The organism is Paraburkholderia sp. WC7.3g, from assembly GCF_050436345.1.
In the GTDB taxonomy this organism is placed as follows: Bacteria; Pseudomonadota; Gammaproteobacteria; order Burkholderiales; family Burkholderiaceae; genus Paraburkholderia; species Paraburkholderia podalyriae.
Map to the genome: position 1 here is coordinate 2,891,299 of NZ_JBNDMA010000002.1, position 25,858 is coordinate 2,917,156.

Here is a 25,858-nt window from a genome sequence, read left to right on the forward strand (position 1 = left end):
CCCGCGCTGCCCTTTCCTCAACCAGATCGGCAACAGCAAGCGCTGCCGCTGCCGGCCCGAGCACCGCGATCAGCGCAGCGCCCAACGCAACTCAACGCCCCGCGGCACGACGAATGTCATCCAGCGCACCCGGGTTATCGAGCGACGACAAGTCTCCCGGAGGCTGTCCCGCATAAACGCTGCGAATCACGCGCCGCATGATCTTCGAACTGCGCGTCTTCGGCAGTTGCGCGACCACATGCACCGCGGATGGACGGAACGGCCGCCCAAGCCTGCCGTCGACATGCTTGGCGAGACTTTGTTCAAGTTCAACCGGTGACACGTGCGATCCCGCCGTCTGGATGACGAACACGACGAGCTTCTGCCCCTTGACGGCATCGTCGACGCCGATCGCCGCTGCTTCGGCGATCTCTGGCAGTTCAAGCAGCACCTCTTCGATCTCGGCCGGGCCGACTCGCTTGCCGGCCAGTTTGATCGTGTCATCGGATCGGCCGAGCATGAACCAGTGTCCGTCTTCGCGGTGCATCGCCAGATCGCCGTGCACCCAGATGCCTGGAATCGTTCGCCAGTAAGAATCGAGGTAGCGCTCGTTGTCCTGCCAGAACGATTGCGTCATGCCGACGAACGGTGCATGCACCGACAACTCGCCGATGCGGTCGACCAGCGATTCGCCGGTCGGCCCGACGACGTCGACCTCCACCGATGGAGACGCCGTGTTGAATCCGCTCGGCACGATCGGTCTGACGACAACGCTCGACAGCAACGCGCCCGATACTTCAGTGCCGCCCGTGTAGTTGATGACGGGGCGGCGCCCCGAGCCGAACGCTTCCTGAAACCAGACGAAATGCTCCGGATCGATGCCCTCACCGGCGGTGATCAGCAACTGCACTGTAGACACATCGCCTTGCATGGCGATCCCGGCGTTGGCCGCGAGACCGCGGATCAATGTTGGCGCCGAACCGAAATGCGTAATGCGATGACGCTCGATCAGACGCGACATACGCGACCAGTCCGGAAAGTCGGGTGCGCCGTCATAGCAGACTAGTGTCGCACCGCGCAGCAACGCGCTCGACATCACAAGCGAGCCGGCAATCCAGCCCATGTCGGCGGGCCAGCAAAACACGTCGCCCTGCTTGACGTTGAAATGCACGGCCGAGTCGTGCGCGATCTTCAGCGGGAAGCCGCCGTGCGTATGCACCGCCCCTTTGGGCTTGCCCGTCGTTCCGGACGTGTAGATCACCATGAACGGGTCTTCAGGCGACATCCGCTCGGCCGCCGGGTCCGGCTGTGCGTCGGCGACCGCGCGCCAGTCGAGCACCTTTGCGTCGAAATGGATCGGCTCTGCCGCGCGTTTCCAGATAACAGTGTCGATATCCGGCAAGCGCGTCAACGCTTCGTCGACCAGCTTGCGCGTATCGACCCACTTGCCGCGACGCGAGAAGCCCGTTGTTGCGATCAATAAGCGTGCGGAACATGACGACAGCCGCGACACGATCGCGTCGACGCCAAACCCGCTGAAGAGCGGCACCGCAACCGCGCCAACCCACGCAATGCCCAGCAACGTAACAGTCGCCTCGACGCCGTTCTCCATCAGCAAGCCAATGCGATCGCCACGTTTCACGCCTTGCGCCTTCAGGCCTGCCGCGAACGACGCGACTCGCTGCGCCAACTCACCGTAGGTCACGCGCTGAATCGAGCCGTCTTCCCGCTCGGCGACGACTGCGTCCTGTTGCACGGTGGCCGGATCGTCCGCCCACTTCAGGGCAGTCTTGACCCAGTTCAGTTGTCCGCCGCGGAACCACTTCGGAAACTCCTTGCCCGCGGAGAGATCGGCATACGTGTGGTAATCGACGTCCCATACGATCCCACAGAAATCGACGACGGTTCGCCAATAGTGTTCGGGTTGGGCGTTCGAGAAGGCCAACAGTTCGTCGTAGTCCTCGAGTCCTAGACGCTCGATCAGTGCAGTGACATTCGACGTTGCGATATCGTCGGCCGTTGGTCTCCACACATTCATCCTATGTTCACTCATTGAAGTTCCAGGCGGGTAAGGTAAAGCCGGGAATCGGCCTGATCATTGTCTTGTCCATCGTGATCCGCCCGCGTTGCCAAGTCAACGCGGCGAATCGGCGTGTTCCGTGCAACGGAATGACGCGAGCCTGCGCAAAAATGCGCTCCGTACCTGCACGAGCCGTATGTTTGCTTCCGGTTTCACCGTCCTCGGGACCGTCGTCGTATCGAAGTACGGAAATCTTTCTGGGCCCGCGTTGACGCTCAGTTAGCACGCCCCGCAATGTGAACAAACATTCGACATGCCTCGCCATATCCAATCGCACGCATGCCACCTACAACGCAGAAGGACATTTTCATGAGACGAGCAGCCATTGTTGCACCCGTTCGAACCCCGGTGGGTACGTTCGGCGGATCCCTGCGCAACATCCCGGTAGAAGGCCTGACGGATGCGGTCATCAAGGCCACACTCGCGCGCACGAAAATAGATCCGTCGCGTATCGACGATGTCGTGTTCGCGCAATCGTATGCAAACAGCGAAACGCCCTGCATCGGTCGATGGGCGGCGCTGAACGCAGGCCTGCCGATCAGCGTGCCTGGAATGCAGCTCGATCGTCGTTGCGGCGGCGGGTTGCAGGCCATCGCCACCGCTGCGATGATGGTTCAGAGCGGCGCGGCGGATGTGGTGCTGGCCGGCGGCGTCGAAAGCATGAGCAACATTGAGTACTACACGACCGACATGCGCTGGGGCAAGCGCTCCGGTTCGGCGCGCTTTCACGACCGCCTCGAACGCGGCCGCGAACGCTCGCAGCCGGAGGAACGTTTCGGCTATATCTCGGGCATGGTCGAAACGGCGGAGAACCTCGCGCGTGAATACGGTATCTCGCGTGCCGAGGCCGACAGCTTTGCCGCTCGTAGTCACGAGCGCGCCGCCGCCGCATGGGAAACGGGCAAGTTCAATGACGAAGTCGTGCCGATCGCCGTTCCCCAGAAAAAGGGGGAACCGGTAATGTTCTCGCGCGATGAAGGCATTCGCCCCGATACGACGTCAGATACGCTTGCCAAGCTCAAGCCGCTCATGAAGGACGGCATCACGACGGCGGGTAACGCGAGCCAGCAAAACGACGCCGCCGCGGCTTGCCTGATCGTCGCGGAGGACAAGCTGGACGAACTCGAGTTGGCGCCGCTCGGTTATCTCGTCGGATGGGCGGCCGCCGGGTGCGAGCCGTCGAAGATGGGCATCGGCCCGGTTCCTGCCGTCGAACGCCTGTTCGCCCGCACCGGCTTTTCGTTCGATCGCGTCGATCTCGTTGAACTGAACGAAGCGTTCGCTGCGCAAGCGCTCGCTGTGCTGAAGGGCTGGAATTGGGACGACCGCGAACGCCTGAACGTGAACGGCTCGGGTATTTCGCTCGGCCATCCGATCGGCGCAACGGGTGTGCGGATGATGGCGACGTTGCTGTATGAGTTGAAGCGGCGCGGAGCACGTTACGGTCTCGAGACGATGTGCATCGGCGGTGGTCAGGGTCTGGCCGCGTTGGTCGAGTCAGCGTGACCCACAACTGGAGAATTTACTGCTGCAGCCTGCGGCGTGAGTGGATATCCGTCGCGTCGCAGGATTCGATCATTCATATGCCCGCGTCATGGTTTTCAGCTCGCCTTTGATTCGATTTCTTATTTAAATTCAGATAGCCCGGCTGATATAGATTGACCGCAGCAGCTCATCGTATGTGCTCGCGCTTCTCACTTTCTCGTATTCGCTCGCCTACATCGATCGTCAACTGCTTAGTCTTCTGGTCGATGCGATCCGGCATTCGCTGCCGATCTCCGACACCCCAGTTGAGTCTGATCCAGGGCATCGCATTCTTCTCCGCCAATCTTCTGGCGGCGCCCGTTTTCGGCCGACTGGTCGATGTCTTCGATCGACGCAATATTCTGGTGGTTGCCATCTGCCTGCGGAGCCTCTTCACCGCACTCTGCGGACGCGCCGATACCTATTCGGACTGTTCGTCGCTCGCTTCGGCGTCGGTGCGAGTGAAGCATGTGTCTGGGTATGCCGCCCCGGTTTCCCGCACGGATCGATGCGTTGAATCGTATTTCAATCTATCAGTTGTTAGGTTTGTGACCCGAGGTGAGCGTACGTCTGCGGCAGACCGTATTGCTTCAATTTCAAGGCGTGGAACGATCGATTCACCGAGATTGTCCTCGCGCATCTAACGGACTTACAACAGATCACAAACCAACACGAGGAGACATCGCAATGAAGCGACTTTCATTTCCCTGCGCCGGCATATCACTTGCCGGCCTCCTGCTCGCCCTGTCGAGCACCATGTCATGTGCGCAAGACGCGATGCCGATAAGAATCGTCGGCTCGCTCGATCTCAGTGGGCCTGCTTCCGACCTCGGCGAACAGTCGCTTGCCGGGATTCAGTTCGCGATCGACAGTCTGAACAAACATGGTGGGGTACTCGGACGACCGGTCACGTTCGACAAGCAGGACAACGGCACCAATCCGCAACGTGCAATTAACCAGGCCAGCGCGCTCGTCCAGCCGGGCGCGTCTCTATTGCTCTCTCCGACCAGCTCGGGCAGCACTATCGCCGTCAGCAAAATGGTCTCCGGGAAGCTGAAGGTGCCGATGTGTGTCGCCATCTCGGCCGCCGAGGAGATCACGATGAAGGACTATCAGCCCTACGTCTTTTCGATGGCGCCAACGACCTACATGCTGATGCGCGCCGTCACCACGCGGCTCGCGAAACAGTCGTACAAGCGCTACGCGCTGCTCGTGCCCGACTACGCGGGCGGACGTTCGGCCGCTACACGGTTCAAGGCGTTCCTCAAAGAGATGAACCCGCAGGCACAGATCGTCGTCGAGGAATATCCGAAACTCGGCGCAATCGACTACACCGCGAGCATCAACAAGATCCTCGCGGCGAAGCCCGACTATGTGTGGGCCCAGATCTACGGCGCGGACCTCGTCACGTTTTCGAAACAGGCCAACGCACTGGGCTTCTTCAAGCAGATCAACAATCACTTCATGACGGTGGTCGATGCGAACACACTGAAGATCCTCGGCGACGACGCGCCGCTCGGCACAGAAGCCTATCAATACGCGCCATTCAACTATCTGGAGAAAACGCCGCATGCGAAGGATTTCGTCTCGCAGTTCAAAGCCCACACGGGCAACTATCCGTCGGATTGGGCAAGCGTCGGCTATGACTGCGTGATGACTTGGGCGCAGGCAGTCACTACCGCGAAATCGACGCAATCCGATGCGGTCATGCGGGCGATCGAAACGAACGCCTTCGACTTGCTGCGCGGGAAGGTCCGCTTCGGTCAGTACGATCACGAAGCCGAAGTGCCGGTCTACATCGGCAAAATGGTCAAGAGCGCCCAATACGGTCAGCCGGTGCTCGATATCGACGAGGTGGTGGCCGCTAGCATCACGCGTCCGTCGAAGGCGGTTGTCGAGGAAGCCCGCAAATAGATCTGCGCGGCTCTTCTCCCGAAGCACAAGGCAATCTTCCGAACGAAACAGCACCTTTCCCGGAGCATCGAATGTCGAACCAATCATTCGCCCCCGCAAGCGACACATCGCTGCGGCGCTACGAACATCTGTACATCGACGGCGAATGGGTGAAGCCGCTCGACGGTGAACTCATCGAGAGCATCGATCCCGCCACTGGCAAGCCGTGGGCCATTGCACCGATGGGCGGCCCGCAGGACATCGACCGCGCGGTCGCCGCGGCGCGGCAAGCGTTCAACGGCCCGTGGCGCCGGATGCCCGGTCACGAAAGAGCGGCCTTGCTGCGCCGCTTCGCCGATCTCTTCAGCGCGGCGATCCCCGAGCTGGCGGTCATCGAATCGCGCGACAACGGCAATCTGGTGCGCGAACACCGGGCGAGCCTCACTGCACAGGTCCAGTGGTATCAGTGGTTCGCGTCGCTCGCGGACAAGGCGCAGGGCACCACAATCCCGATCGACGACAGCGTGCATGCGTTTACGACGCGCGTGCCGATCGGCGTAGTCGGCGCGATCATTCCTTGGAATGCACCGCTGCTTGCGACCTGCCTCAAGATCGGCGCGGCGTTAGCGGCCGGCTGCGCAGTCGTGGTCAAGCCCGCCGAGCAGACGCCCGTTTCAGCGCTGGAGCTCGCGCGTCTGATGCACGAAGCCGGCATTCCGCCCGGCGTGTTCAATGTCGTGCCGGGTTTCGGACGGACGGCGGGCGCGCATCTCGTCAAGCATCCGGACGTCAACAAGATTTCCTTTACCGGCGCGAGCCAGACCGCGAAACACATGGTGCGCGACGGCGCCGAGAATCTGAAGCGCTTCACGTTCGAACTCGGCGGCAAGGCGCCGCATATTATCTTTGCCGACGCCGATCTCGACAATGCGATCAATGCCGCGACAGCATCGGCGTGGCGGCTGACCGGACAGAGTTGTGCGCTCGGTTCCCGCGTACTCGTCGAGCGCCCGATCTACGACCGCGTTGTCGACGCGTTCCGCACGCGTGCAAAGTCCGTGCGTGTCGGTCTACCATCGGTCGATACCAACCATATGGGTCCGCAGGCGCATGAAGAGCAGCTCCGGAAGACTCTCTCGTACATCGAGTTCGGCAAGCAGGACGGCGCCGAGCTGATCACGGGCGGCAGCCGTGTCCTTACGCCAGCCCTTGCGCCCGGGTACTTCGTCGAACCGACCGTGTTCGCCGGCGTGACGAACCGGATGCGAATCGCCCGCGACGAAATTTTTGGCCCCGTTGCGTCGCTGATTCCATTCGATGGCGAGGACGAAGCGGTCGCGATTGCGAACGACACGCCATACGGTCTCACCGCCGGTCTGTGGACTCGCGACGTCGGACGCGCACATCGCGTATCGAACCGTATCGAGGCGGGCATGGTGTGGGTCAATACGTACTCGTTCCTGCGCTGGTCGACGCCCTACGGGGGATTCAAAGTCAGCGGCTGGGGCCGCGAGAACGGCATCCATGCACTCGATCCGTACCTCGAGACGAGGACGACGGTCATCAGCACGAGCGGCCAGTTCCCGAATCTGTACACATGAACCGAATAAGAAGGAAGCACGCATTTTGTTCTGACAGTATGCCGGGCACAACGAAGAGTCTGGAAGCTAGCCACGGGCTGAGTGCGTCGCTTGATCGCCGGATGATCTTGCTCGACAACGTTGCAGATACTTGTTCTGGCGAATCTTGATCGGTGATTCACGCTTCGCGTTGATGGCCTCAAACAATGGAATCATGCGAAATGCAGTGACGCGAGCGAGATGTGGAGGTTGCACGGTGGCCTGAATCGGTTTCCCCATAACAATGATTGCCGAGGGGCATTTGTGTCGCAGCCGCAATGTGATGGCTGATTAACACACCCGAGTGAAGATGGAATCAGGCGCGGGGCAGCATCGCCGTCGGTTGTCTGTCAGTGATCGCGCCTTTGTCGATTCCGTACCAGCGCTGACAGACCAGGTCGGTGAATTTGACATTCTGCTCGGCAACGAGGATGCCAACGCCTCTGGCCTGCAAGGCTTTGATCGACTCGGCAAGGCGCAGCACCACGATCGGTGCCAGGCCTTCGCTCGGCTCATCCATTAGCAGCAGCTTGGGGTCGAGCATCAAGGCACGCCCGATGGCGACCATCTGGCGCTCGCCGCCGGACAGCTTGCCGGCATATCTTGACCGCAGGCGCAAGAGCTCGGGAAAGAGCGCAAAGATCTCGGTGACTTTTTGCAGGTCGGGATGCGGCACGCCGATGGCGAGATTCTCTTCCACTGTCAGCGACTTGAACAGCCGCCCACCGCTAGGGACGATAGTGACGCCCGCTCCCACGCGGCGATGCGCCGGCAACTCAGACACCTCCCTTCCTGCGAGCACGATACTTCCGCTTGCGCAGGCCAGTAGACCGGCAATCGCGTTGATAAAGGTCGTCTTACCCGCGCCGTTTCTTCCAAGCAACCCGACCACCTCGCCGGCATGCACGGCGATCGCTGCATTGCGAATTACCCGTACAGAGCCGTATCCCGCTTCCAGCGCTTCAACGCGCAGGACCTCCTCAGAAGTCTTCGCCAAAATACGCCTCCTTTACGCGCTCGTCCGCGCGCACGCGCTCGGGCGGCGCGTCAATCAGAACCTTGCCTGCCACGAGCACAATCACTCGAGTGGCAAATGAAAACACTACGTCCATGTCGTGCTCCACGAAGGCGATCGGAATTTTCTCCCGCCTGGTGATTGCGCGGATCTGGGCGAGACACTCGCGTGACTCCTCCCGGCCCATTCCTGCGGTGGGTTCGTCCAGCAGCAGGACTTTGGGCCGTGTTGCCAAGGCCACGGCCAGGTCCAAGGTGCGCAGATCGCCGTGCGACAGTTCGCCGGCGCGCACGTGTGCCTTTGCCGACAGCCCGACACGATCGAGCAAGTCATCGGCTTCCGCACGCAGCGTTTTTGTTGCGAGCAGGAACACATTCCAACTCAGGCTGTTCGCGGCCATCAGCGCGACCTGCACATTCTCACGCGCGGAGTACGCCGGGAATAAGCTGCTGAGCTGGAAGGAGCGACCGAGCCCCTGCTTCACCCGCCGCCACGGCGGTTGCCGGGTAACCGGCTTTCCAAAGAGGTGTATCTCGCCCGCATCCGGCATCTTGCGCCCGGTGAGTAGATCGAAGAGGCTGCTTTTTCCCGCCCCGTTAGGCCCGATGATGGCGACCGCTTCCCCCGTGTGCACGGTCAGCGAAACCCCGTCCACCGCAGTGAAATCGCCGAAGGACTTGCACAGGTTCGACGCTTCGAGTACGGCGCTCATCGCTGTTCTCCAGCCAGCGGCTGCCGTGCTGCCGCCGGATCCGGCTTGGCCAGGGGTTGCCGTGATCTCGACCACACGATCTTCTTGAAAAGCGATCCGATTCCTTCCGGGCAGAGCAAGGCACACAGAATTACCACGCCGCCCACCACCAGATCGGAGTGCGCCGAGTGCACCTGCACCGCTGCGCGAGAAGCCTCCAACAACACCGCACCGAGCAACGGTCCGAAGAACCAGGTGCGCCCTCCGATCGCGACCATGTTGAGCAATATGGCACTCGTCATCCAGGACACGATGCTCGGCTCCACGCTTCCTTCAGCGAGCACCCAGACCACCCCGAACAGCGTTCCGAGCACACTAGCGATGACCATGGCTGCGATTTCATACAGCTTCGGGTTGGCGCCGATTGCGGCAACCCGGTCCCTGTTGTCGCGTACCGCCCCAAGCATTACGCCGAAGGGCGAGGCCAGTAGTCGCAGGAGCAGTAAGCAGACCACCAACAGGACGCAGACGCTCGCATAGTGATGCGCGATGTCACCATCCAGCCATGATGGTATCGGCACACCGATGAGACCATCGTCCCCACCCGTTAGCGTGTAGCTGCTCGCTACATACACAAATGCAACCTGCCCTAACCCGAGCGTAAGGAGGCCGAAGAAAAGGTGCCGAGCCCGCAGCGTGACTAAGGCGGTCAACAGTGACATCGGGACAGAGATGCCAAGCGCCAGTGCCGCTGCGGACCAGAACCCCAACCCAAATTTCAGAGTGCCGACCGACACGATATATGCGCCCAACCCCAGGAACATGCCTTGCCCTAACGAAATCAATCCCGTCGAACCTACGAGCACGTTCAAGCTCATTGCCGTGCCCGCCAGGATCACCACGCGAGTTGCCTCCGGCAAGAGCGAAGCTGGGAGGATCAGGGGCGCAAGCGCAAGGACGGCGCAAATTACAAGAAGTGTCCAGAAGCGGGCGGGAGTGAATCGTTCCATGGCTTACTCCCTGCCAACAATGGTGCGGAAACCGGTCGGCCGCACCAACAACACGACAACCATTACGGCGAAAATCACCATCTCGCCGCCGGTTTTCATGAATAGGGTAGACACCGTTTCCGCCACCCCAATCAGGACGGCTGCCGCGAGGCTGCCCCAGACCGCGCCGAGACCGCCAATGACAATTACCGCGAACGCGATCACGATCATCTGTACATCCAACTGCAGATTGATCGCGCCGCGGGGCACCGCGATGACGCCCGCGATGCCTGCGAGCAAGGCGGCTATCGCCATCACCTTCGTTCGAAGCCGCCGCACATCCACCCCGACTCCCTCCAGCATCTGCGGATCATCAACGGCGGCCCGGATCAGACGTCCGGTGCGGCTCTTGTTCAGGACCTGCCAGAGGTACCACGCCACCGCGGCGGTCACGACCAACATGGCCAGCTGATAGGTCGCCAGGCGGATCCCCGCAAACTCGACGGATCCCGACAGCAGCCGTGGGGGTGACATCGAGAGGGCCTGCGCACCGAACACGATACGTACCAGGTTGTTGATAACCAGCAACAGGCCGAAAGTCAGCAACAACTGGCCCCAAAGACCATAGCCGTACACGCGACGGAACAGCGTGGTCTCCAGGCCGACAGCGAGCAGCGCCACCAGTGCGGGAACGATTACCAGAGCAGCGAGCAAGCCGAATTCCGGGCCCCAGAGGCGGATACAGGCGGCGGCGCCGAACGCCGCCAGCATGAAGAAGGAGCCATGAGCCATGTTCACTACGCCCAGTGCGCCCCACAGCAACGTAAGGCCCGAAGCCACGAGAAAATACAGCGCGCCATTGGCGACGCCCGCTACCACCTGCGCGGCTAGCAGTTGCCAGTTCATGTTGTGGCACCTCCTACTGTTGCCGGGATTTCAGGATTACCGCATCCGGGGCGCGTGACAATGAGCCCGGGATAGCCTCCTCGACTTCAAGGACAGGTTGGGCAAATTCCTTGCTGTCCACGACCTTGCCAATGAAAGTGGGAACCTCACCCATGTGATCGATCTTGCCGAAACGGAACTTGCCACGAGTGGAGTCGAATTCGTTTGAGACGATAGACTTCATCACGTCATCCGCTTTGGTTGACTTCGCCATAGTTGTCGCCTGCGCCCAAGTCATGACGCAGTCGTAAGTCATGCTGGCGTCGTCCCCTGGATATTGGCCATATCGCGCCTTGTAGCGTTCGACGAAATCGCGCGATTCCGGGCCCATCTTCGTCATGTAATTCATCGGCGCCGCCGCGTAGCCCTCGGACCCGAGCACTGCATCCGCGCCGAGCGACTTCAGGGTCTCCGAGTCGTACAAGGTGAAGAACTGCCCCGGCTTGAAAAACCCCATGGCCTTGCCCTGTTTGGACAGGGTTATCACATCCGAGCCGAAATGGCCGGAGAACACCCAGTCCGGTTTCGCTGCAGCCACCTTATTCAGCGTCGCGGTGAAGTCCTGCAGCCCAAGGGGCGTGTACTCCTCCGCTACAACCTGAATTTGCGGATTCTCTTCCTTGAGGAAGCCGATCAACTGCTCCACCGAACTTCGTCCGCCGGCGCTATCGTTGCTGATGAGGGCGACGCGCTTGTGGCCCTGCTTTGCGACGCGAATGGCCACCGCGCGGAGAGCCATGTACTGATTGGGCACCACTGAGAAGATGTAGGGCTGGAAGTCCTTCATCGTCGTATCAACGGTGCGCGACACCGACACGCACATTGGCACTTTCATTTTCGCCGATACAGTCTTGCTCACCGCCAGGGTGCTTGCCGAAATCTGCGGGGCGATCAGGAACACGGCGCCATCGCGTACCATTGCGGTCGCCTGGCTTACCGCGCGCTGAGGGTTCGTTCCGTTATCCTGAATATTGAGGACTACGGGGTGGCCTAGCACGCCGCCGCGCTTATTCAACACCTCCACGGCAAACTGCGCGCCGTTCTGGGCCATCTGCCCATAGCTGGCGGCCGGTCCGCTCAGGTCGAAGGAAGCGGCGATCTTGATTGGTTCTCCCCCCGTTTGTGCGAGCGCGAGGGAGGAAGATAGAATGGCAACGGCAGCTGCTATGAGGCGCATCACGAGTGTCTCCTTGTATTGTGAATCTATTGGACCATCCAACTCTTTCGCCTCTCGCAACTGCCGCTTGAATATTCCGTACAACGGAACTAGATGGAACAGCGCTCAGCTTGCTGAAGCCGCGTTCTCCCAACTTACGAACCACCGTGCAGATCTTGTGGAGAGACGTCGGGTTGCCCTGCGACGACAGATCACTCAGCGGCAAGCTACAGTAGACGCGGCCGATCACGCGTCGCATGATTTTGAAAGGCACGTCTTTGCAGTCGGCTCACGAGGTGGAGCGCATTGGGTCGGAATGGCTAACCAAGACGCTTGTCGAGGTGATGCGCGACCTGTTTCGGGCGACGGCGGACAACGCCAGTCAGCAGAACACCGCCGCCGCGGCTTGCCTGATCGTCGCCGAGGACAAGCTGGACGAACTCGAGTGCGTGCCGCTCCGTCATCTCGTCGGATGGGAGGTCGACGGGTGGGAGCCGTCGAAGATGGACATCGGCCCGAGCTCATTTGCAGTGCTTCTCAACGACTTGTCCGCGCTTCTCGTTCCAGCCGCTCCCGGTGATCGGGATGCGCAAGGGCGATCAGCTTCGGAATACGTTGGCGAAGCGAGAGACCTCGCAAATCCGCGACGCCGTATTCGGTGACGATCACGCACGCATCGCCTCGCGGTATGGTGACCGGCCCCGAAAGCTGCACCACGATCCGGCTGTGGCGGCCCGCCGTCGACGGCAGAGCGATGATCGGCACGCCTCCATGGCTGAACTGCGCCGCGCGAAGAAAATCGCCGATGCCGCCGACCGCCCCTACATAGGTGCCCGCCGCAACCTCGGCGTTCACCTGCCCAGTCAGATCCACTTCCACGGCCGAATTGATCGCGACGAACCGGTCGATCCTGCGCAACACGTCCGGGTTGTGCGTGTATTCCGTGCCGCGCAGCGCTAGCGCACGATTGCAGTGCGCGAAGCGGCGAACGCGTTCGGAACCGATGACAACTCCGCCGACGGTGATCCCCTCGTCGATGGTCTTCCGCGCATTCGTGATGACGCCCGCTTCGCAGAGTTCCGCGATGCCGTCTCCGATGCTGCCGGTATGGACGCCGAGGTCGTGTTTGTTTCGGAGTTGCGCAAGCACCGCGTCGGGAATTGCTCCAATGCCTGTTTGCAATGTGGCGCCGTCTTCCACGAGGGTCGCCACATGTTGGCCAATCGCCAGCTCCACAGGACCGGGGACGGAAGCCGGTCCGGCCGGAAACGGAACGTCCGATTCAATCAGAAGATCGATGTCGGACGCCTGCAGGTATGGCTCGCCATACGTCCACGGCACATCGGGATGAGCTTCGGCGATGATGGCGCGGGCGTTCTTCACCGCTTCGACGAGGTATTCGCGCGCCAGTCCGAGGCTATAGCGTCCGTGCTCGTCCGGCGGCGACACCTGCAGCATCACGACGTCAATACGCAGCGCGCCGCTTCGAATCAACCCCGGAAGCTGCGAATAATGAGCGGGAAGAATGTCAAGTACGCCCGCGCGCGCCAGCTTGCGGTTAGACCCGCTGCCACAATACGCGAGAAAATCGAACGCGTCGGCATGCTCGGGAGTCAACACATCGGCGAGGCCGATGCCGAGAAAGATGCGGATGCGCCGCAGCCGATCCCGCTGTGCGACGAGCGCACGCATCAGCGTAACGGGCTCGGCATGCGACTGCCCCCACATCACCGTGTCGCCGGAGCGGATCAGGCTGGAGAGATCCAGACCACGGCCGACCGATGCAGTTGCATTCGATCCTTCCAAAAGGGTTAGTTCCGCGGAACTCATGCCGGACCGAGCGCAGGTGTCACTCGTCTCATTTCGTCTCCTCCGGGCAATGACCCGGTATGGTTATTTTCAGCCCGCAGGACGTCGCCGGCTGACCGGTGAAGAGTTTTTCTCGTATTTACTATGATTAGCTAATTACAAATAAAACTTCCCACCTTGCCGATCACTACATTCCAAGCCGTCCGCTCAGAATCGTCTGCTCACCAATCGCGATTCCATCATCGCCAGATTTGCCGAAGCACGTTAAGCCCATTGCATCATCGCCCTATTCGAGCGTCAACGCGGCTTCCATGACTGTTCCGTACTTTGACGAACAAATAAAAGTGCGCAACATGCGTTCCGATCGACGCACTCGCCACAGCACAAACTTAAGGATGCGTCGTCGCGAAATCGCACCGTTCGGCATGGAGATTGTGTGCGCGCAACTCATGGATTTCCATTAGACGAGCCAATCCCGCTCTCACTGTACGGAACAGCAGGAGCAGTTTAAGGATTAATCCAGGAAGTCAAGGCTGAAAGATCAGCGATCTGAATAAGCGCGTGCCGCAGCAGCACCGCATTCGATGTTCAAGCGTTTCCCTGCGTGTAGCCGTTTCGCGCTATCAATGCGCGTCTACAGGCGGGCGTAACATAATGCCCGTCCATGCCCCACTTTCGGTCAATTCGACGATCAGTTCTACGATGATCTGCCGCACGGCCAACGTCGCCGACATGACGGGCGCGGTGTTCGACCAGCACAGGCTGGCCGGTCGACTGATTTCCGGGTCCACGATTCGGCGCATTTTTGGCCGGCTCGCGATATCGCGTGAAGCAAGTGCGGATGCCGGCAGAATGGTGCATGCCGCGCCCGAGTGAGCGATGGATAACAGGGTCGGCAACGAATCGATATCGGCAACGATATTCAGCGGTGTCTCCTCGCGCGCAAATGCGCGTTCGAGCAGCAGACGCAGCCCGTTCGACACGCTCGGTGCAACCAGCGATGCGCCGGCGAGAGACGCAAGGCTGCAGGTCCGCGCTCGCGGCGCGACATCGCCACCCGGTTCGCCGAGCACGTACAGTTCTTCGTCGAATAGCGGCATGGCGGTGATGCCGGGCGTATTAGATTCGCGAAAGAGAATCGCCAGATCGAGCCGCCCATTCGCCAGCAGTTCGTTGATGTACCCGCTCATGCTCTCGAAGAATTGCAGGTGGATGCCCGGGTAGCGCGCTCTGACTCGCTCGAATACGGGCGTGGCAAGCAACGACGTCATCGTGGTGGGAAACCCAACCGCAACCGTGCCAGACTCCACGCCCGCGTCCGCCTTGACCTCCTGCCGTAACTGATCCATCTGCCGCAGCACCAGCCTGGCATGCCGATACAGCGCTTGTCCAGCCGGCGTAGGCTTCATTCCCTGCGGGCTACGCACGAGCAACGCGACGCCCAGATCCTCCTCGATCTTCGCGACCTGATGGCTCAGTGACGGCTGGGCGACGTAGAGCTTTTCCGCCGCTTTGCCGAGGCTCCCATATTCGACGATGCTGACGAAATAGCGCAGTTGGCGAATGTCCATGGTGCAGGCGGTCAAATGTGATGCCATAGGATACATCTATGGCAGGCACGTTCAATTGGTATTTCCGTTGCAACGGCCGTTCACATACAGTCGGCTAAATACCATTCCAAAGCGGCTCGCATGCAGCCACGCATGCAGCCATTGAGACAGCCATGAACGAATCCCACGCAAGCCGCCTCGATGGCGCCACTCAGGTCGCTCACGATCTGATCTCTCCGGCTCCCGCCACCGCCCTCGCCGCGACGCTCGATCGCAACACCGGCTTCAATCTCGGCGACGCACTTCCGCCCATCTGGCATTGGCTCTATTTTTGGTCCGTCGCGCAGCAGTCCAATCTGGGAGCGGACGGCCATCCACGCATCGGCGGCTTTCTTCCCGATCTCGGGTTGCCGCGCAGGATGGCCGCCGGCGGACGTCTTTTCTTCCACGACCCGCTACGAATCGGCGACGCCGCGACACGCATGTCGCGCGTATTGTCGATCGAGAACAAGGGGGGGCGTAGTGGCCGGCTCGCGTTCGTCACCGTCGAGCATGTGATCGACGTCAGCGGTCAAACGGTCATTCGCGAAGAACAGGACATCGTCTACCGCGAACCCGCGGAACCCGGAGCACCGTTGCCACGCCCGCAACCGGCTCCCACTAACGCGCATTGGCAACGCGAGATTCTGCCGTCGGAGCCAATGCTGTTTCGCTACTCTGCGCTGACTTTCAACGGCCATCGCATCCACTACGACAAAATTTATGCGCGCGACGCTGAAGGCTATCCCGATCTGGTCGTTCATGGCCCCCTGATTGCGACGCTGCTGCTCGATCTGCTTTCTCGTTCTCTGCCTGACGCCGTCGTTCGCGAATACGCGTTCAAGGCGGTTCGTCCAACGTTTCTCGGCCATTCGTTGTCGGTGTGCGGCCAGTTGTCTCCCGGTGGAAAGTCGGTGGAACTGTGGGCAAAGGATCACGAAGGCTGGCTCACGATGTCCGCGCGTGCGACGCTCGCCTGATTTTCAATCATTTCTTTGGGATGCACTCGATGAATCATGCAACCGATCAATATCAAGACCTTCGCGAAGCCGTTCGCGACCTGTGCAGCCAGTTTCCGGCGGAGTACTTCCGCAAGGTCGACGAAGAGCGCGGCTATCCTGAAGCCTTCGTTGACGCGCTGACGAAGGCCGGCTGGCTCGCGGCGCTGATTCCGCAGGAATATGGCGGTTCGGGCCTTGGGCTCACCGAGGCGTCGATCATCATGGAGGAGATCAACCGTTCAGGCGGCAATTCCGGCGCGTGCCACGGACAGATGTACAACATGGGCACGCTGCTACGCCACGGCTCGGACGCGCAGAAGGAGCGCTATCTGCCGCGCATCGCATCGGGCGAGTTGCGCCTGCAATCGATGGGCGTAACGGAACCAACAACCGGCACCGATACGACGAAGATCAAGACGACGGCGGTGCGCAAAGGCGACCGCTACGTGATCAACGGACAGAAGGTATGGATCTCGCGCGTGCTGCACTCGGACATGATGATCCTGCTCGCGCGCACCACACCCCTCGCCGACGTCAAGAAGAAGAGCGAAGGCATGTCGATCTTTCTCGTCGATCTTCATGAGGCGGTTGGCAAAGGGCTCACCATTCGTCCGATTCCGAACATGGTGAACCACGAAACGAATGAACTGTTCTTTGACAATCTCGAGATCCCGGCGGAAAACCTGATCGGTGAAGAAGGCAAAGGATTCAAGTACATTCTTGACGGTCTGAACGCGGAACGCACGCTGATCGCTGCGGAATGTATCGGCGACGGCTATTGGTTCATCGACAAGGTCTCGCAATATGTGAAGGACCGCGTCGTGTTCGGCCGGCCGATCGGCCAGAATCAGGGCGTGCAGTTTCCAATTGCGCGCGCCTACGTCAACGTCGAGGCAGCGAACCTAATGCGTTTCGAAGCCGCCCGGCGCTACGACGCGCACGAGTCTTGCGGTACGCAGGCCAACATGGCGAAACTGCTCGCAGCTGATGCATCGTGGGAAGCGGCCAACGCCTGTCTGCAGTTCCACGGCGGCTTCGGCTTCGCGTGCGAATACGACGTCGAACGCAAGTTCCGCGAGACGCGCCTCTATCAGGTTGCGCCTATCTCAACGAACCTGATTCTGTCGTACGTGGCGGAACACGTCCTCGACTTGCCGCGTTCGTTCTGACGGAGAAGCATCATGGGTCCCCTTTCAGGTATCACCGGCGACTTCGTGCGCGATTGGGTTGAACGCGTGTCGAGCCTTGCGTCCACTTGGTATGGGCCAATCGTTTGCAGGAGAGTCTGACGCTCGACGTCAAACAGCCCGACGCAGTGAACATCGTTCTTCAGTTGCTCGCGCAGGCGGACGTTCTCGTGCGGAATCTCCCGCCCGGCGCAATGCAGCGACCCTAATCGGTGATCCATACTGCCATACTGCCGTCTCCAAGTTGAGCGCGGAGAGGTCGTTGTGCGTCTGAAAGAGGCTGGTATCGCGAACGCTCGGGTGAACGACATGCGCGCTGCCTGGAACACGATCAACTGCGCGCGCGTGCCGGCCCTCGATCCGCCACGATTGACGGCTCGGAATGAGCCGGAGATGCGCCAGCGCGGCGCTCGCTGAACAAACCAATGCGATCCTGCACGGGTTGGGCATGACGAGAGTCGCATTGCCGGGCTGCGCAACTGGGGCGTCGTGTAGCATTGACTGGCTTATGCCTCTCCGATGGTCGGGGAAGCGCGGAAGAAGCGGGCTGCGTCACTGCATGGCTGTCCATTGGACTCGGTGCCGCCTCAGCAAACCTCATTTCTACGTCTACCCACTCACAGCGGCGCAAACACTTAAAGACGAAAAGCGCCGCGAAGACGCGGCGCCCACCGCATTACATATTCGGATAGTTCGGACCGCCACCGCCTTCCGGCGTGACCCATACGATGTTCTGCGTCGGATCCTTGATGTCGCACGTCTTGCAATGCACGCAGTTCTGCGCGTTGATGACGAGCCGCTCGCTGCCATCGTCGTTCTTCACGAACTCGTACACTGCGGCCGGGCAATAGCGCGACTCCGGTCCCGCATAGGTCTGCCAGTTCACGTTGACCGGCACGGTCGGATCCTTCAGCGTCAGGTGCGCCGGCTGGTTTTCTTCGTGGTTCGTGTTCGAGATGAACACCGAAGACAACCGGTCGAACGTCAGCTTGCCGTCCGGTTTCGGATAGGTGATCGGCTTGCACTGAGAAGCCGGCTTCAGCATTTCGTGATCCCAATGCTGGTGATGGAGCGTCCACGGCACGTTGCCACCGAGCAGCTTCTGTTCGAGACCGACCATCAGCGTGCCGAGGTACAGACCCTTGCTCATCCACTGCTTGAAATTGCGCGCGCGATACAGCTCGGTGTAGAGCCACGACGTCTTGAACGCTTCCGGGTAGGCGGTCAGTTCGTCCGACTGACGGCCGGCCTGCACGGCGTCGAACGCGGCGTCGGCCGCGAGCATGCCGGTCTTGATCGCGGCGTGCGAGCCCTTGATCCGCGACGCGTTCAGGAAGCCCGCATCGTCACCCACCAGCGCACCGCCCGGGAACACCAGCTTCGGCAGCGACATCAGGCCGCCCGCGGTGATCGCGCGCGCGCCGTACGACACGCGCTTGCCGCCTTCGAGAATCGCGCGGATCGCCGGATGCGTCTTGTAGCGCTGGAATTCCTCGAATGGCGACAGATACGGATTCGAGTAGCCGAGGCCGACCACGAAGCCCACCACGACCTGGTTGTTGTCCATGTGATAGAGGAACGAGCCGCCGTACGTGTCGTTTTCGAGCGGCCAGCCGGCGGTGTGCATCACCAGACCCGGCTTGTGCTTCGCGGGATCGATTTCCCACAACTCCTTGATGCCGAGGCCATAGACCTGCGGATCGGCGCCGTCGCGCAGCTTGAATTTATCGTTCAATTGACGGCCGAGGTGGCCGCGCGCGCCTTCGCAGAACAGTGTGTACTTCGCGTGCAGTTCCATGCCGAGCTGGAAGTTCTCGGTCGGCTGGCCGTCTTTGCCGATGCCGAGGTTGCCGGTCGCGACCCCCTTGACCGACCCGTCTTCGTTGTACAGCACTTCGGCCGCCGGAAAGCCCGGGAAGATTTCCACGCCGAGCGCCTCGGCCTGCTGGCCCAGCCAGCGCGTCACGTTCGCGAGGCTGATCACATAGTTGCCGTGGTTCTTGAAGTTGTCCGGCAGCGCCCAGGCCGGCACGCTCTTCGCGCCCGTCGCCGAGAGGAACAGGAAGCGGTCCTCGGTCACGTCGACCGTCAGCGGCGCGCCTTTTTCTTTCCAGTCCGGGATCAGTTCGGTGATCGCGCGCGGGTCCATCACGGCGCCCGACAGGATATGCGCCCCGATCTCCGAGCCTTTTTCGAGTACGCACACGCCAATGTCAGCGCCTTGTTCGGCGGCGCGCTGCTTCAGGCGAATGGCCGCCGACAGGCCCGCAGGGCCGCCGCCGACGATGACGACGTCATATTCCATCGACTCGCGCGGGCCGTACTGCTCAATGATGCTGGGGTGAGACATATGCTGATTTCGAGAAATGTGAGAATGCGACAGACTCCGGTCCCGTTGGGAAACCGGCCGCGTCATGACGGCTGGCCATTTTTCACTGTGTTGATAGTGGCAAATCCGCGTTTAAAAGCGCGCGCGCCTGAGCGGATTACGCCTGCAGCGAGCCCGCAGCCGACGCAAGCAGTCGTTGGGCGCGCAACAAGACCGGTCGATCGACCATTTTTCCGTCTACAGTGATCGCGCCGGGGCCCGATTGCGCCATCGCCTCCACGACACGCTTCGCCCACGCGAGTTGCTGTTCATCGGGTCGATAACACGCATGGACGGCCGCGATCTGCTTCGGATGAATGCACAGCTTCGCACCGAAACCAATTCTCTTTCCGTTCGTGGCATCGGCGATCAATCGCTCGGCGTCGTTGATGTCGGGCGTGACGCCGTCGACCGGTTGCTCCAGCCCCGCAACGCGCGAGATCAATGCAAGCTGTGCGCGATACGGATTCAACGCCTCGCGATCTTCCTGCATGCCCATTTCGGCAATGAAATCGAGCGTGCCGAACATCAGCCGTTCCACGCCGGGCGCCTTGGCAATTTCCATAGCCGACAACATGCCGACAGCCGTTTCGATGAGCGGAAAAACGGGTAGCCTGCGTCGCGCCAACGAAACCAGGTTGATCACGTCGGACGCGTGCTCTGTCTTTGGAAGCACGATGCCCGCCACGCCATCCAGCGACGCCAGCTTTGCGTCTGCTTCGAACCAGGGCGTACCCCAGCCATTGATTCGCAGTAGCACAGGACGGCTGCGCGACAGCCATGCGGCGACCGACGCGCGGGCCGAGTCCTTTGCCGCGGGCTCGACCGCGTCTTCCAGATCGACGATGACGGCATCGGCGCCGCTCGTCAGGGCGCTCTGAAAGCGGTCCGGCCGGCTGCCCGGCACGAACAGATAAGACTGCGCCGGAAATGGTGAGTTAAGCGACATTTTGAATTCCTGCTGCACGTCGGTTGTTCAGTTGGTCGCAGGAATGCACCGAGGCACGCCGAGCGAAGACGGCTCGCCGACAGGCCGCGGCCGCCGCGATGTTCGGCGCCACTCGTCGCATCGGCTTACGCCACGCCCAGGTCGCGAAGCGCAGCGATCTCCGAATCGCTGTAGCCGACCTCGCGCAGAACCTCGGTCGTGTGCTCACCGATCGTCGGCGGACGCGATTCGATCGTTGGCGGCGTGCGCGACAAAGTGGTGGGCGACAACACGATCGGCGCGGAACGCGAAAGCCCCGGATAATCGACCCAGTCGAATGCCTTCGATGCTCGGACCACCGGATCGTCGAGTGCTTCGCGCGGCGAATAGACCGGGCCGGCCGGAATCTTGGCCTTCTCCAGCGCGTCGAGCGCCTCCGCGCGGTTGCGTGCCGCGCACCACTGCGACATCATCTCGCTCAATATCTGCCCGTTCTCACCACGGCTCACATCGTCACTGAAGCGCGGATCGTCGATCAGTTCGGGGGCGCCGACCATGTGCGCCCATCGCTTGAACGACGATTGTCCGATCACTTGCGCGATGATCCAGCCATCCGCGGTACGGAAGATATCCGATGGCCCATAGCTTGGGCTGCGATTGCCGGTTGCTTGCCTATCGAGGCTCAAAACCGATTCCTCGATTAGTACGCCGCTCGCGAAGGTTAATGCCGTCTGCAGCAGCGAGCCTTCCACGACCTGCCCCTTGCCGCTCTTGCGACGCTCGTACAGCGCCATGACCGTACCGAGCGCACATGACATGGCGGTCGCGAAGTCCACCACCGGCACCATCGCTTTCGCCGGGTTGTTGGGCATGCCTGACAGATACACCGCGCCGCTCATTGCTTGCCCCACCCCGTCGAATCCGACTCGATGCGCCGCATCCGCGTGCGTTCCGAATGCGGACGACGCCGTCAGGACGATATCCGGCTTGACCGCACACAAGGATTCGTAATCGAGGCCAAGGTTCGCCAGCGTCTTCGGCGGCATGTTCGCGACAACCACGTCCGCGGTGCGAATCAGCCGCTGCGCGACCTCTCGTCCCTGTGGGCAATCGATATCTAGCGTCAACGAGCGCTTGTTTCGATTCGACTGCAGAAAGACTGCCCCTTCGCCGCCCTCGGTCACCGGCATCACGAAGCGATCCTCGCTGCCGCCGATCCGGTCTATCCGGATCACGTCAGCGCCGAAATCCCCAAGCAGGGCCGCGCAGAACGGGCCGGCGATATAGCGCCCGAAATCGAGAACACGAATGCCTTCCAGAACCTTCGCCATCATTCGTTATCCTTTCTTATGCACAGCGCGCCGGGGAAACCGGCGTATCCACGGGAAATTCGGGCACACGCTTCTCGCGGAACGACTTCACACCTTCGCACACCTCGGCGCCCCCGAAGCCAAGCATTTCAAGCGCGAGGGACGCATCGAAAATCGGCCCCGCCTGACGCAGCCAGTTATTGAGCGCGTACTTGGTCCAGCGGGTTGCCGAAGGCGCGCCGCTCACGAGCCGCGTCGCGATCGACAGCGCCATCTCCTGCACGTCCGCGTCGTCCACCGCGACCGATACAAGCCCGATTTGCTCCGCCTTCTCGCCGCTCACGGGTTCACAGAGCATGAGGTGATATTTGGCCTTCGCCATGCCGCAGAGCAACGGCCAGATAATCGCCGCGTGATCGCCTGCGGCCACGCCCAGTCGCGTATGTCCGTCGACGAGGCGTGCCGAGCGGCCCGCGACCGAGATGTCCGCAAGCAGCGCGGCGACAAGACCGGCGCCGACCGCCGAGCCGTGAATCGCGGACACGATCGGCTTCGAGCAGTTGATGATGTTGTAGACGAGATCCTTGGATTCGCGCCACACGCGCACGCGTGCGTCGAACGAATCGATCATTTCTTCCACCATGTCGAAGTCGCCGCCGGCGGAGAACGATTTCCCCGCGCCGCATAGGATCACGGCGCCGACGCTCGCATCCTCATCGACGTCGCGCCACACCCGAGCCAGTTCATCGTGCCCGCGTGCGTCGAGCGCGTTGAGCCGCTCCGGGCGATTCAGCGTGATACGCAGGACCCCGCTCTCGGGACGATCGAACGCAAGACTCGAATAAGAGCCGTACGTGGACGTCTCCTTGTTGCTCTCAGACATACTTCCTCCTTATGTTTGACTCACCGATCGGCGCGACGTGATGCCGCCATCCACCGTGACGATCGTTCCCGATGTGTAGCTCGACTTACTGGACGCCAGGAAAACGAAGAGCTCCGCAATCTCGTCGACGGTCGCTGCACGGCCGAGCGGATAACCCTTGAGTAATTCGACGAAGCGCGATTCGTCGCCGAGCTCACGTTGCGCGTGGCCCTTCAGCACCTTCCTGATGCGCTCGGTTTCCACTGGGCCCGGATTCACGCCGACTACGCGAACGCCGTCGTCCGCGAGGCTACGGCCCCCCAGCGCGCGCGTGAATGCCATCAGCGCCGCATTACCAGTCGAACCGGCGATGTAGTTGAAATCGAAATTCTCTCCACCGTTGCCGATGTTGTTCAGAATCACACCGCGGCGACGCGCGGCCATTTCCGGATAAAGCGCGCGGATGAGGTTGATGTAGCCGAATACTTTCAGCTCCCAGCCGCTACGCCACTGCGCCTCGTCGACATCCCAAAGCGTGCCCGCCGGGATGCTTCCCGCGTTGTTGATCAGCACGTCGACGCCTCGTGCAAATTCGGCCACTCGCGCAATTGCGCCTTGCCCGGTCATGTCGATCGCGAGCACATCGACGTCAACGTCCCAGCTCGACACAATCTCTTGCGCCACCAATTCCAGTTTTTCAGCGCAGCGGGCCACGAGGCACAAGCGGCAGCCCTCTCGTGCGAAGGCCTTCGCAATGCCGGCTCCGATTCCTTGCGAAGCACCGGTAACGAGGACTGATCGCCCTTCAAGATCCAGTTTCATAGATCGCCTGCCTGAACACCGGGGGGCCGCATGCCGTGCTTCGAGCGCGGTCGAGATGCAGGTCAATCGTGTCCGCTGCACATGGAGACGTCAATGCGGGCGTCGACGTTGTTCCGTCCGTCGAAATGCGGGCGGCACGCCGCATTATCTCAACCGCGAAAACTGGGCTTACCGAGGTGGATAAGCAGGCACCGTGCGGTTTTTGAAGTACGGAATCATTGATCGGGCGATATTGACGCGCCAACCCGTCGACCGACACTGTTGATCCCGAGGCACGTATGGCGGCTCACGCGCGGCTAGACGATTTGTCGCTGAAGCAAAACAGGTACGATTCAAGGTCCGCAAAATTGAAAGCGGAGTGTTGGACACAAAGGAGGCACAGAGTGAAAGTATTGGTCCCTGTCAAGCGCGTGGTCGACGCGAATGTGAAGGTCGGCGTGAAGTCGGACGGCACGGGTGTCGACATTGCAAACGTAAAGATGTCGATGAATCCGTTCGATGAAATCGCGGTGGAAGAGGCAGTGCGACTGAAGGAAGCGGGCGTAGCGACGGAGGTGATTACCGTATCGATCGGTGTCACGCAGGCTCAGGAAACGCTGCGCACGGCGCTGGCAATTGGCGCAGACCGTGCGATTTTCGTCGAGGCGAATGCTGGCTTGGAACCGCTGGCGGTTGCCAAGGTGCTGAAGGCGCTAGTCGACAAAGAACAGCCGTCGCTGGTCATTCTCGGCAAACAGGCCATCGACGACGATTCGAACCAGACCGGACAGATGCTCGCGGCGCTCGCGAACCTGCCGCAGGCGACGTTCGCGTCGAAGGTGGTGGTTGCCGACGGTAAAGCGACGGTGTCGCGCGAAGTCGATGGCGGTGCCGAAACGCTGTCGCTGACGCTGCCCGCCGTGGTGACGACCGATCTGCGCCTGAACGAGCCGCGCTACGTGACGTTGCCGAACATCATGAAGGCGAAAAAGAAGCCGCTGGAAACGCTCAAGCCCGAAGAGCTCGGCGTCGATGTCACGCCGCGTCTGAAGACGCTGAAGGTCGCCGAGCCGCCAAAACGCTCCGCCGGTGCGAAGGTGCCGGACGTGAAGACGCTGGTCGAGAAGCTGAAGACCGAAGCGAAGGTGCTGTGAGGAGACACGAGATATGACGAACCTGGTAATTGCAGAACACGACAACGCGTCGATCAAGGCCGCGACGCTGAACACGATCGCGGCGGCACAGAAGATCGGCGGTGACATTCACGTGCTGGTCGCGGGTCACAACGCGCAGGCTGCGGCCGATGCGGCAGCGAAGATCGCCAGCGTTTCCAAAGTGCTGCTCGCCGACGCGCCGCAACTCGCCGCGGGCCTCGCGGAAAACGTCGAAGCGACCGTGCTGGACATCGCGAAGAACTACACGCACATCCTCGCGCCGGCCACTGGGTACGGCAAGAACATCGCGCCGCGTATCGCCGCGAAGCTCGACGTCGCGCAGATCAGCGACATCACAGCAGTGGATAGCGCCGACACGTTCGAACGCCCGATCTATGCGGGCAACGCGATCGCGACGGTTCAGTCTCAGGATCCGGTCAAGGTCATCACCGTGCGCTCGACCGGCTTCGACGCAGTCGCCGCCGTTGGCGGCAGCGCAGCAGTCGAGAAGATCGAGGCGGCAGCCGACGCGGGCATCTCGCAGTTTGTCAGCCGCGAAGTGACGAAGCTCGATCGTCCGGAACTGACGAGCGCGAAGGTCATCGTCTCCGGTGGCCGTGGTCTGGGCAATGGCGAGAACTACACGAAGGTTCTGGAACCTCTCGCGGACAAGCTCGGCGCGGCGCTCGGCGCATCGCGCGCGGCCGTCGATGCGGGCTTCGTGCCGAACGACTATCAGGTCGGCCAGACAGGCAAGATCGTTGCGCCGCAACTGTATGTCGCGGTCGGCATCTCGGGTGCGATCCAGCATCTGGCCGGCATGAAGGACTCGAAGGTCATCGTCGCGATCAACAAGGATCCGGAAGCGCCGATTTTCAGCGTCGCCGATTACGGCCTCGTCGGCGACCTGTTCACGCTCGTACCGGAACTGACAGCAGCGCTATAAAGGCGTAAGCAA

Annotated in this window: 22 protein-coding genes and 2 pseudogenes; 10 read left to right on the forward strand and 14 right to left on the reverse strand. The window is 61.2% G+C overall.

Annotation, left to right across the window (positions count from 1 at the left end; all coding sequences use genetic code 11):
* Positions 1-91: 91 nt before the first annotated feature.
* Positions 92-2,032 carry an AMP-binding protein gene (locus tag OKW43_RS24645; RefSeq protein ID WP_246529959.1) on the reverse strand — a complete coding sequence of 647 codons (1,941 nt, stop codon included), beginning with the start codon at positions 2,030-2,032 and terminating at the stop codon, positions 92-94.
* Positions 2,033-2,368: 336 nt separating this feature from the next.
* Between OKW43_RS24645 and OKW43_RS24650 the strand changes: the two genes are divergently transcribed.
* The 4 genes from OKW43_RS24650 (at position 2,369) to OKW43_RS24665 (ending at position 7,077) form a co-directional block, all read left to right on the forward strand.
* Positions 2,369-3,565 carry an acetyl-CoA C-acetyltransferase gene (locus OKW43_RS24650; RefSeq protein WP_187633108.1) on the forward strand — a complete coding sequence of 399 codons (1,197 nt, stop codon included), beginning with the start codon at positions 2,369-2,371 and terminating at the stop codon, positions 3,563-3,565.
* 284 nt (positions 3,566-3,849) lie between these two features.
* The gene (locus OKW43_RS24655) at positions 3,850-4,227 is read left to right on the forward strand and encodes a hypothetical protein (protein ID WP_246529960.1); all 378 of its coding nucleotides are present in this window, start codon (positions 3,850-3,852) and stop codon (positions 4,225-4,227) included.
* A gap of 43 nt (positions 4,228-4,270) precedes the next feature.
* Positions 4,271-5,497, forward strand: coding sequence for an ABC transporter substrate-binding protein (locus OKW43_RS24660; protein WP_187633109.1), 1,227 nt, complete (start codon positions 4,271-4,273; stop codon positions 5,495-5,497).
* A gap of 71 nt (positions 5,498-5,568) precedes the next feature.
* On the forward strand, positions 5,569-7,077 hold the full coding sequence (locus OKW43_RS24665) for an aldehyde dehydrogenase (protein WP_187633110.1): 1,509 nt from the start codon (positions 5,569-5,571) through the stop codon (positions 7,075-7,077).
* Positions 7,078-7,118: 41 nt separating this feature from the next.
* On the opposite strand, the pseudogene OKW43_RS24670 reads toward OKW43_RS24665, so the two are convergent.
* From OKW43_RS24670 to OKW43_RS24695, 6 genes and pseudogenes are all read right to left on the reverse strand, one after another.
* A pseudogene (locus OKW43_RS24670) lies at positions 7,119-7,257 on the reverse strand (IS6 family transposase); the annotation flags it as partial.
* 154 nt (positions 7,258-7,411) lie between these two features.
* Positions 7,412-8,092, reverse strand: a complete 681-nt coding sequence (locus OKW43_RS24675) for an ABC transporter ATP-binding protein (RefSeq protein ID WP_187633111.1) — start codon at positions 8,090-8,092, stop codon at positions 7,412-7,414.
* Complete coding sequence (locus tag OKW43_RS24680; protein WP_184057160.1) at positions 8,076-8,822, reverse strand: ABC transporter ATP-binding protein; 747 nt, start codon at positions 8,820-8,822, stop codon at positions 8,076-8,078. The genes OKW43_RS24675 and OKW43_RS24680 overlap by 17 nt, the downstream gene beginning before the upstream one ends.
* Complete coding sequence (locus OKW43_RS24685) at positions 8,819-9,811, reverse strand: branched-chain amino acid ABC transporter permease (protein WP_184057162.1); 993 nt, start codon at positions 9,809-9,811, stop codon at positions 8,819-8,821. The genes OKW43_RS24680 and OKW43_RS24685 overlap by 4 nt, the downstream gene beginning before the upstream one ends.
* A gap of 3 nt (positions 9,812-9,814) precedes the next feature.
* Positions 9,815-10,696, reverse strand: a complete 882-nt coding sequence (locus tag OKW43_RS24690) for a branched-chain amino acid ABC transporter permease (protein ID WP_187633112.1) — start codon at positions 10,694-10,696, stop codon at positions 9,815-9,817.
* A 13-nt stretch (positions 10,697-10,709) separates the two neighbouring features.
* Entirely contained in the window at positions 10,710-11,912 is a 1,203-nt protein-coding gene (locus tag OKW43_RS24695) for an ABC transporter substrate-binding protein (RefSeq protein ID WP_246529973.1), read from the reverse strand.
* Between the two features lie 344 nt (positions 11,913-12,256).
* Here OKW43_RS24695 and OKW43_RS24700 point away from each other — a divergent pair.
* Positions 12,257-12,409, forward strand: a pseudogene (locus OKW43_RS24700) (acetyl-CoA C-acyltransferase); the annotation flags it as partial.
* Positions 12,410-12,428: 19 nt separating this feature from the next.
* Here OKW43_RS24700 and OKW43_RS24705 read toward each other — a convergent pair.
* Positions 12,429-13,619, reverse strand: coding sequence for an acetyl-CoA hydrolase/transferase family protein (locus OKW43_RS24705; protein ID WP_246529974.1), 1,191 nt, complete (start codon positions 13,617-13,619; stop codon positions 12,429-12,431).
* A gap of 704 nt (positions 13,620-14,323) precedes the next feature.
* A complete protein-coding gene (locus tag OKW43_RS24710) occupies positions 14,324-15,271 on the reverse strand; it encodes a LysR substrate-binding domain-containing protein (RefSeq protein ID WP_187633114.1) in 948 nt (315 codons plus the stop codon).
* 152 nt (positions 15,272-15,423) lie between these two features.
* Between OKW43_RS24710 and OKW43_RS24715 the strand changes: the two genes are divergently transcribed.
* From OKW43_RS24715 to OKW43_RS24725, 3 genes are all read left to right on the forward strand, one after another.
* Complete coding sequence (locus OKW43_RS24715; RefSeq protein WP_187633115.1) at positions 15,424-16,269, forward strand: FAS1-like dehydratase domain-containing protein; 846 nt, start codon at positions 15,424-15,426, stop codon at positions 16,267-16,269.
* A 29-nt stretch (positions 16,270-16,298) separates the two neighbouring features.
* On the forward strand, positions 16,299-17,459 hold the full coding sequence (locus tag OKW43_RS24720) for an acyl-CoA dehydrogenase family protein (protein WP_184057173.1): 1,161 nt from the start codon (positions 16,299-16,301) through the stop codon (positions 17,457-17,459).
* A gap of 146 nt (positions 17,460-17,605) precedes the next feature.
* Entirely contained in the window at positions 17,606-17,686 is an 81-nt protein-coding gene (locus tag OKW43_RS24725; RefSeq protein ID WP_376776324.1) for a hypothetical protein, read from the forward strand.
* A 467-nt stretch (positions 17,687-18,153) separates the two neighbouring features.
* On the opposite strand, the gene OKW43_RS24730 is transcribed toward OKW43_RS24725, so the two are convergent.
* The 5 genes from OKW43_RS24730 to OKW43_RS24750 form a co-directional block, all read right to left on the reverse strand.
* Positions 18,154-19,827: an electron transfer flavoprotein-ubiquinone oxidoreductase gene (locus tag OKW43_RS24730; RefSeq protein ID WP_187633116.1), complete on the reverse strand. Its 1,674-nt coding sequence runs from the start codon at positions 19,825-19,827 to the stop codon at positions 18,154-18,156.
* 136 nt (positions 19,828-19,963) lie between these two features.
* Positions 19,964-20,794 carry an HpcH/HpaI aldolase/citrate lyase family protein gene (locus OKW43_RS24735; RefSeq protein ID WP_187633117.1) on the reverse strand — a complete coding sequence of 277 codons (831 nt, stop codon included), beginning with the start codon at positions 20,792-20,794 and terminating at the stop codon, positions 19,964-19,966.
* 125 nt (positions 20,795-20,919) lie between these two features.
* Positions 20,920-22,107, reverse strand: coding sequence for a CaiB/BaiF CoA transferase family protein (locus tag OKW43_RS24740; RefSeq protein ID WP_246529961.1), 1,188 nt, complete (start codon positions 22,105-22,107; stop codon positions 20,920-20,922).
* Between the two features lie 13 nt (positions 22,108-22,120).
* Positions 22,121-22,966, reverse strand: a complete 846-nt coding sequence (locus OKW43_RS24745) for an enoyl-CoA hydratase/isomerase family protein (RefSeq protein WP_184057178.1) — start codon at positions 22,964-22,966, stop codon at positions 22,121-22,123.
* A 9-nt stretch (positions 22,967-22,975) separates the two neighbouring features.
* Entirely contained in the window at positions 22,976-23,767 is a 792-nt protein-coding gene (locus tag OKW43_RS24750; RefSeq protein WP_187633118.1) for an SDR family oxidoreductase, read from the reverse strand.
* Between the two features lie 383 nt (positions 23,768-24,150).
* On the opposite strand from OKW43_RS24750, the gene OKW43_RS24755 reads away from it, so the two are divergent.
* Together OKW43_RS24755 and OKW43_RS24760 are read left to right on the forward strand one after the other, a co-directional pair.
* Entirely contained in the window at positions 24,151-24,900 is a 750-nt protein-coding gene (locus tag OKW43_RS24755) for an electron transfer flavoprotein subunit beta/FixA family protein (RefSeq protein WP_187633119.1), read from the forward strand.
* Between the two features lie 13 nt (positions 24,901-24,913).
* Positions 24,914-25,846 (forward strand): electron transfer flavoprotein subunit alpha/FixB family protein, encoded by a 933-nt coding sequence (locus OKW43_RS24760; RefSeq protein WP_187633120.1) that lies wholly within the window; start codon positions 24,914-24,916, stop codon positions 25,844-25,846.
* Positions 25,847-25,858 lie beyond the last annotated feature (12 nt).

Excerpts from the sequence above, each read along its gene's own strand:
- OKW43_RS24745 (WP_184057178.1), bottom strand. The coding sequence starts at position 22,966 with ATGTCTGAGAGCAACAAGGAGACGTCCACGTACGGCTCTTATTCGAGT.
- OKW43_RS24690 (WP_187633112.1), bottom strand. The coding sequence starts at position 10,696 with ATGAACTGGCAACTGCTAGCCGCGCAGGTGGTAGCGGGCGTCGCCAAT.
- OKW43_RS24650 (WP_187633108.1), top strand. The coding sequence starts at position 2,369 with ATGAGACGAGCAGCCATTGTTGCACCCGTTCGAACCCCGGTGGGTACG.
- OKW43_RS24715 (WP_187633115.1), top strand. The coding sequence starts at position 15,424 with ATGAACGAATCCCACGCAAGCCGCCTCGATGGCGCCACTCAGGTCGCT.
- OKW43_RS24695 (WP_246529973.1), bottom strand. The coding sequence starts at position 11,912 with ATGCGCCTCATAGCAGCTGCCGTTGCCATTCTATCTTCCTCCCTCGCG.
- OKW43_RS24710 (WP_187633114.1), bottom strand. The coding sequence starts at position 15,271 with ATGGACATTCGCCAACTGCGCTATTTCGTCAGCATCGTCGAATATGGG.
- OKW43_RS24735 (WP_187633117.1), bottom strand. The coding sequence starts at position 20,794 with ATGTCGCTTAACTCACCATTTCCGGCGCAGTCTTATCTGTTCGTGCCG.
- OKW43_RS24750 (WP_187633118.1), bottom strand. The coding sequence starts at position 23,767 with ATGAAACTGGATCTTGAAGGGCGATCAGTCCTCGTTACCGGTGCTTCG.
- OKW43_RS24740 (WP_246529961.1), bottom strand. The coding sequence starts at position 22,107 with ATGATGGCGAAGGTTCTGGAAGGCATTCGTGTTCTCGATTTCGGGCGC.
- OKW43_RS24730 (WP_187633116.1), bottom strand. The coding sequence starts at position 19,827 with ATGTCTCACCCCAGCATCATTGAGCAGTACGGCCCGCGCGAGTCGATG.
- OKW43_RS24705 (WP_246529974.1), bottom strand. The coding sequence starts at position 13,619 with ATGTGGGGGCAGTCGCATGCCGAGCCCGTTACGCTGATGCGTGCGCTC.
- OKW43_RS24720 (WP_184057173.1), top strand. The coding sequence starts at position 16,299 with ATGAATCATGCAACCGATCAATATCAAGACCTTCGCGAAGCCGTTCGC.
- OKW43_RS24660 (WP_187633109.1), top strand. The coding sequence starts at position 4,271 with ATGAAGCGACTTTCATTTCCCTGCGCCGGCATATCACTTGCCGGCCTC.
- OKW43_RS24685 (WP_184057162.1), bottom strand. The coding sequence starts at position 9,811 with ATGGAACGATTCACTCCCGCCCGCTTCTGGACACTTCTTGTAATTTGC.
- OKW43_RS24665 (WP_187633110.1), top strand. The coding sequence starts at position 5,569 with ATGTCGAACCAATCATTCGCCCCCGCAAGCGACACATCGCTGCGGCGC.
- OKW43_RS24760 (WP_187633120.1), top strand. The coding sequence starts at position 24,914 with ATGACGAACCTGGTAATTGCAGAACACGACAACGCGTCGATCAAGGCC.
- OKW43_RS24645 (WP_246529959.1), bottom strand. The coding sequence starts at position 2,032 with ATGAGTGAACATAGGATGAATGTGTGGAGACCAACGGCCGACGATATC.
- OKW43_RS24680 (WP_184057160.1), bottom strand. The coding sequence starts at position 8,822 with ATGAGCGCCGTACTCGAAGCGTCGAACCTGTGCAAGTCCTTCGGCGAT.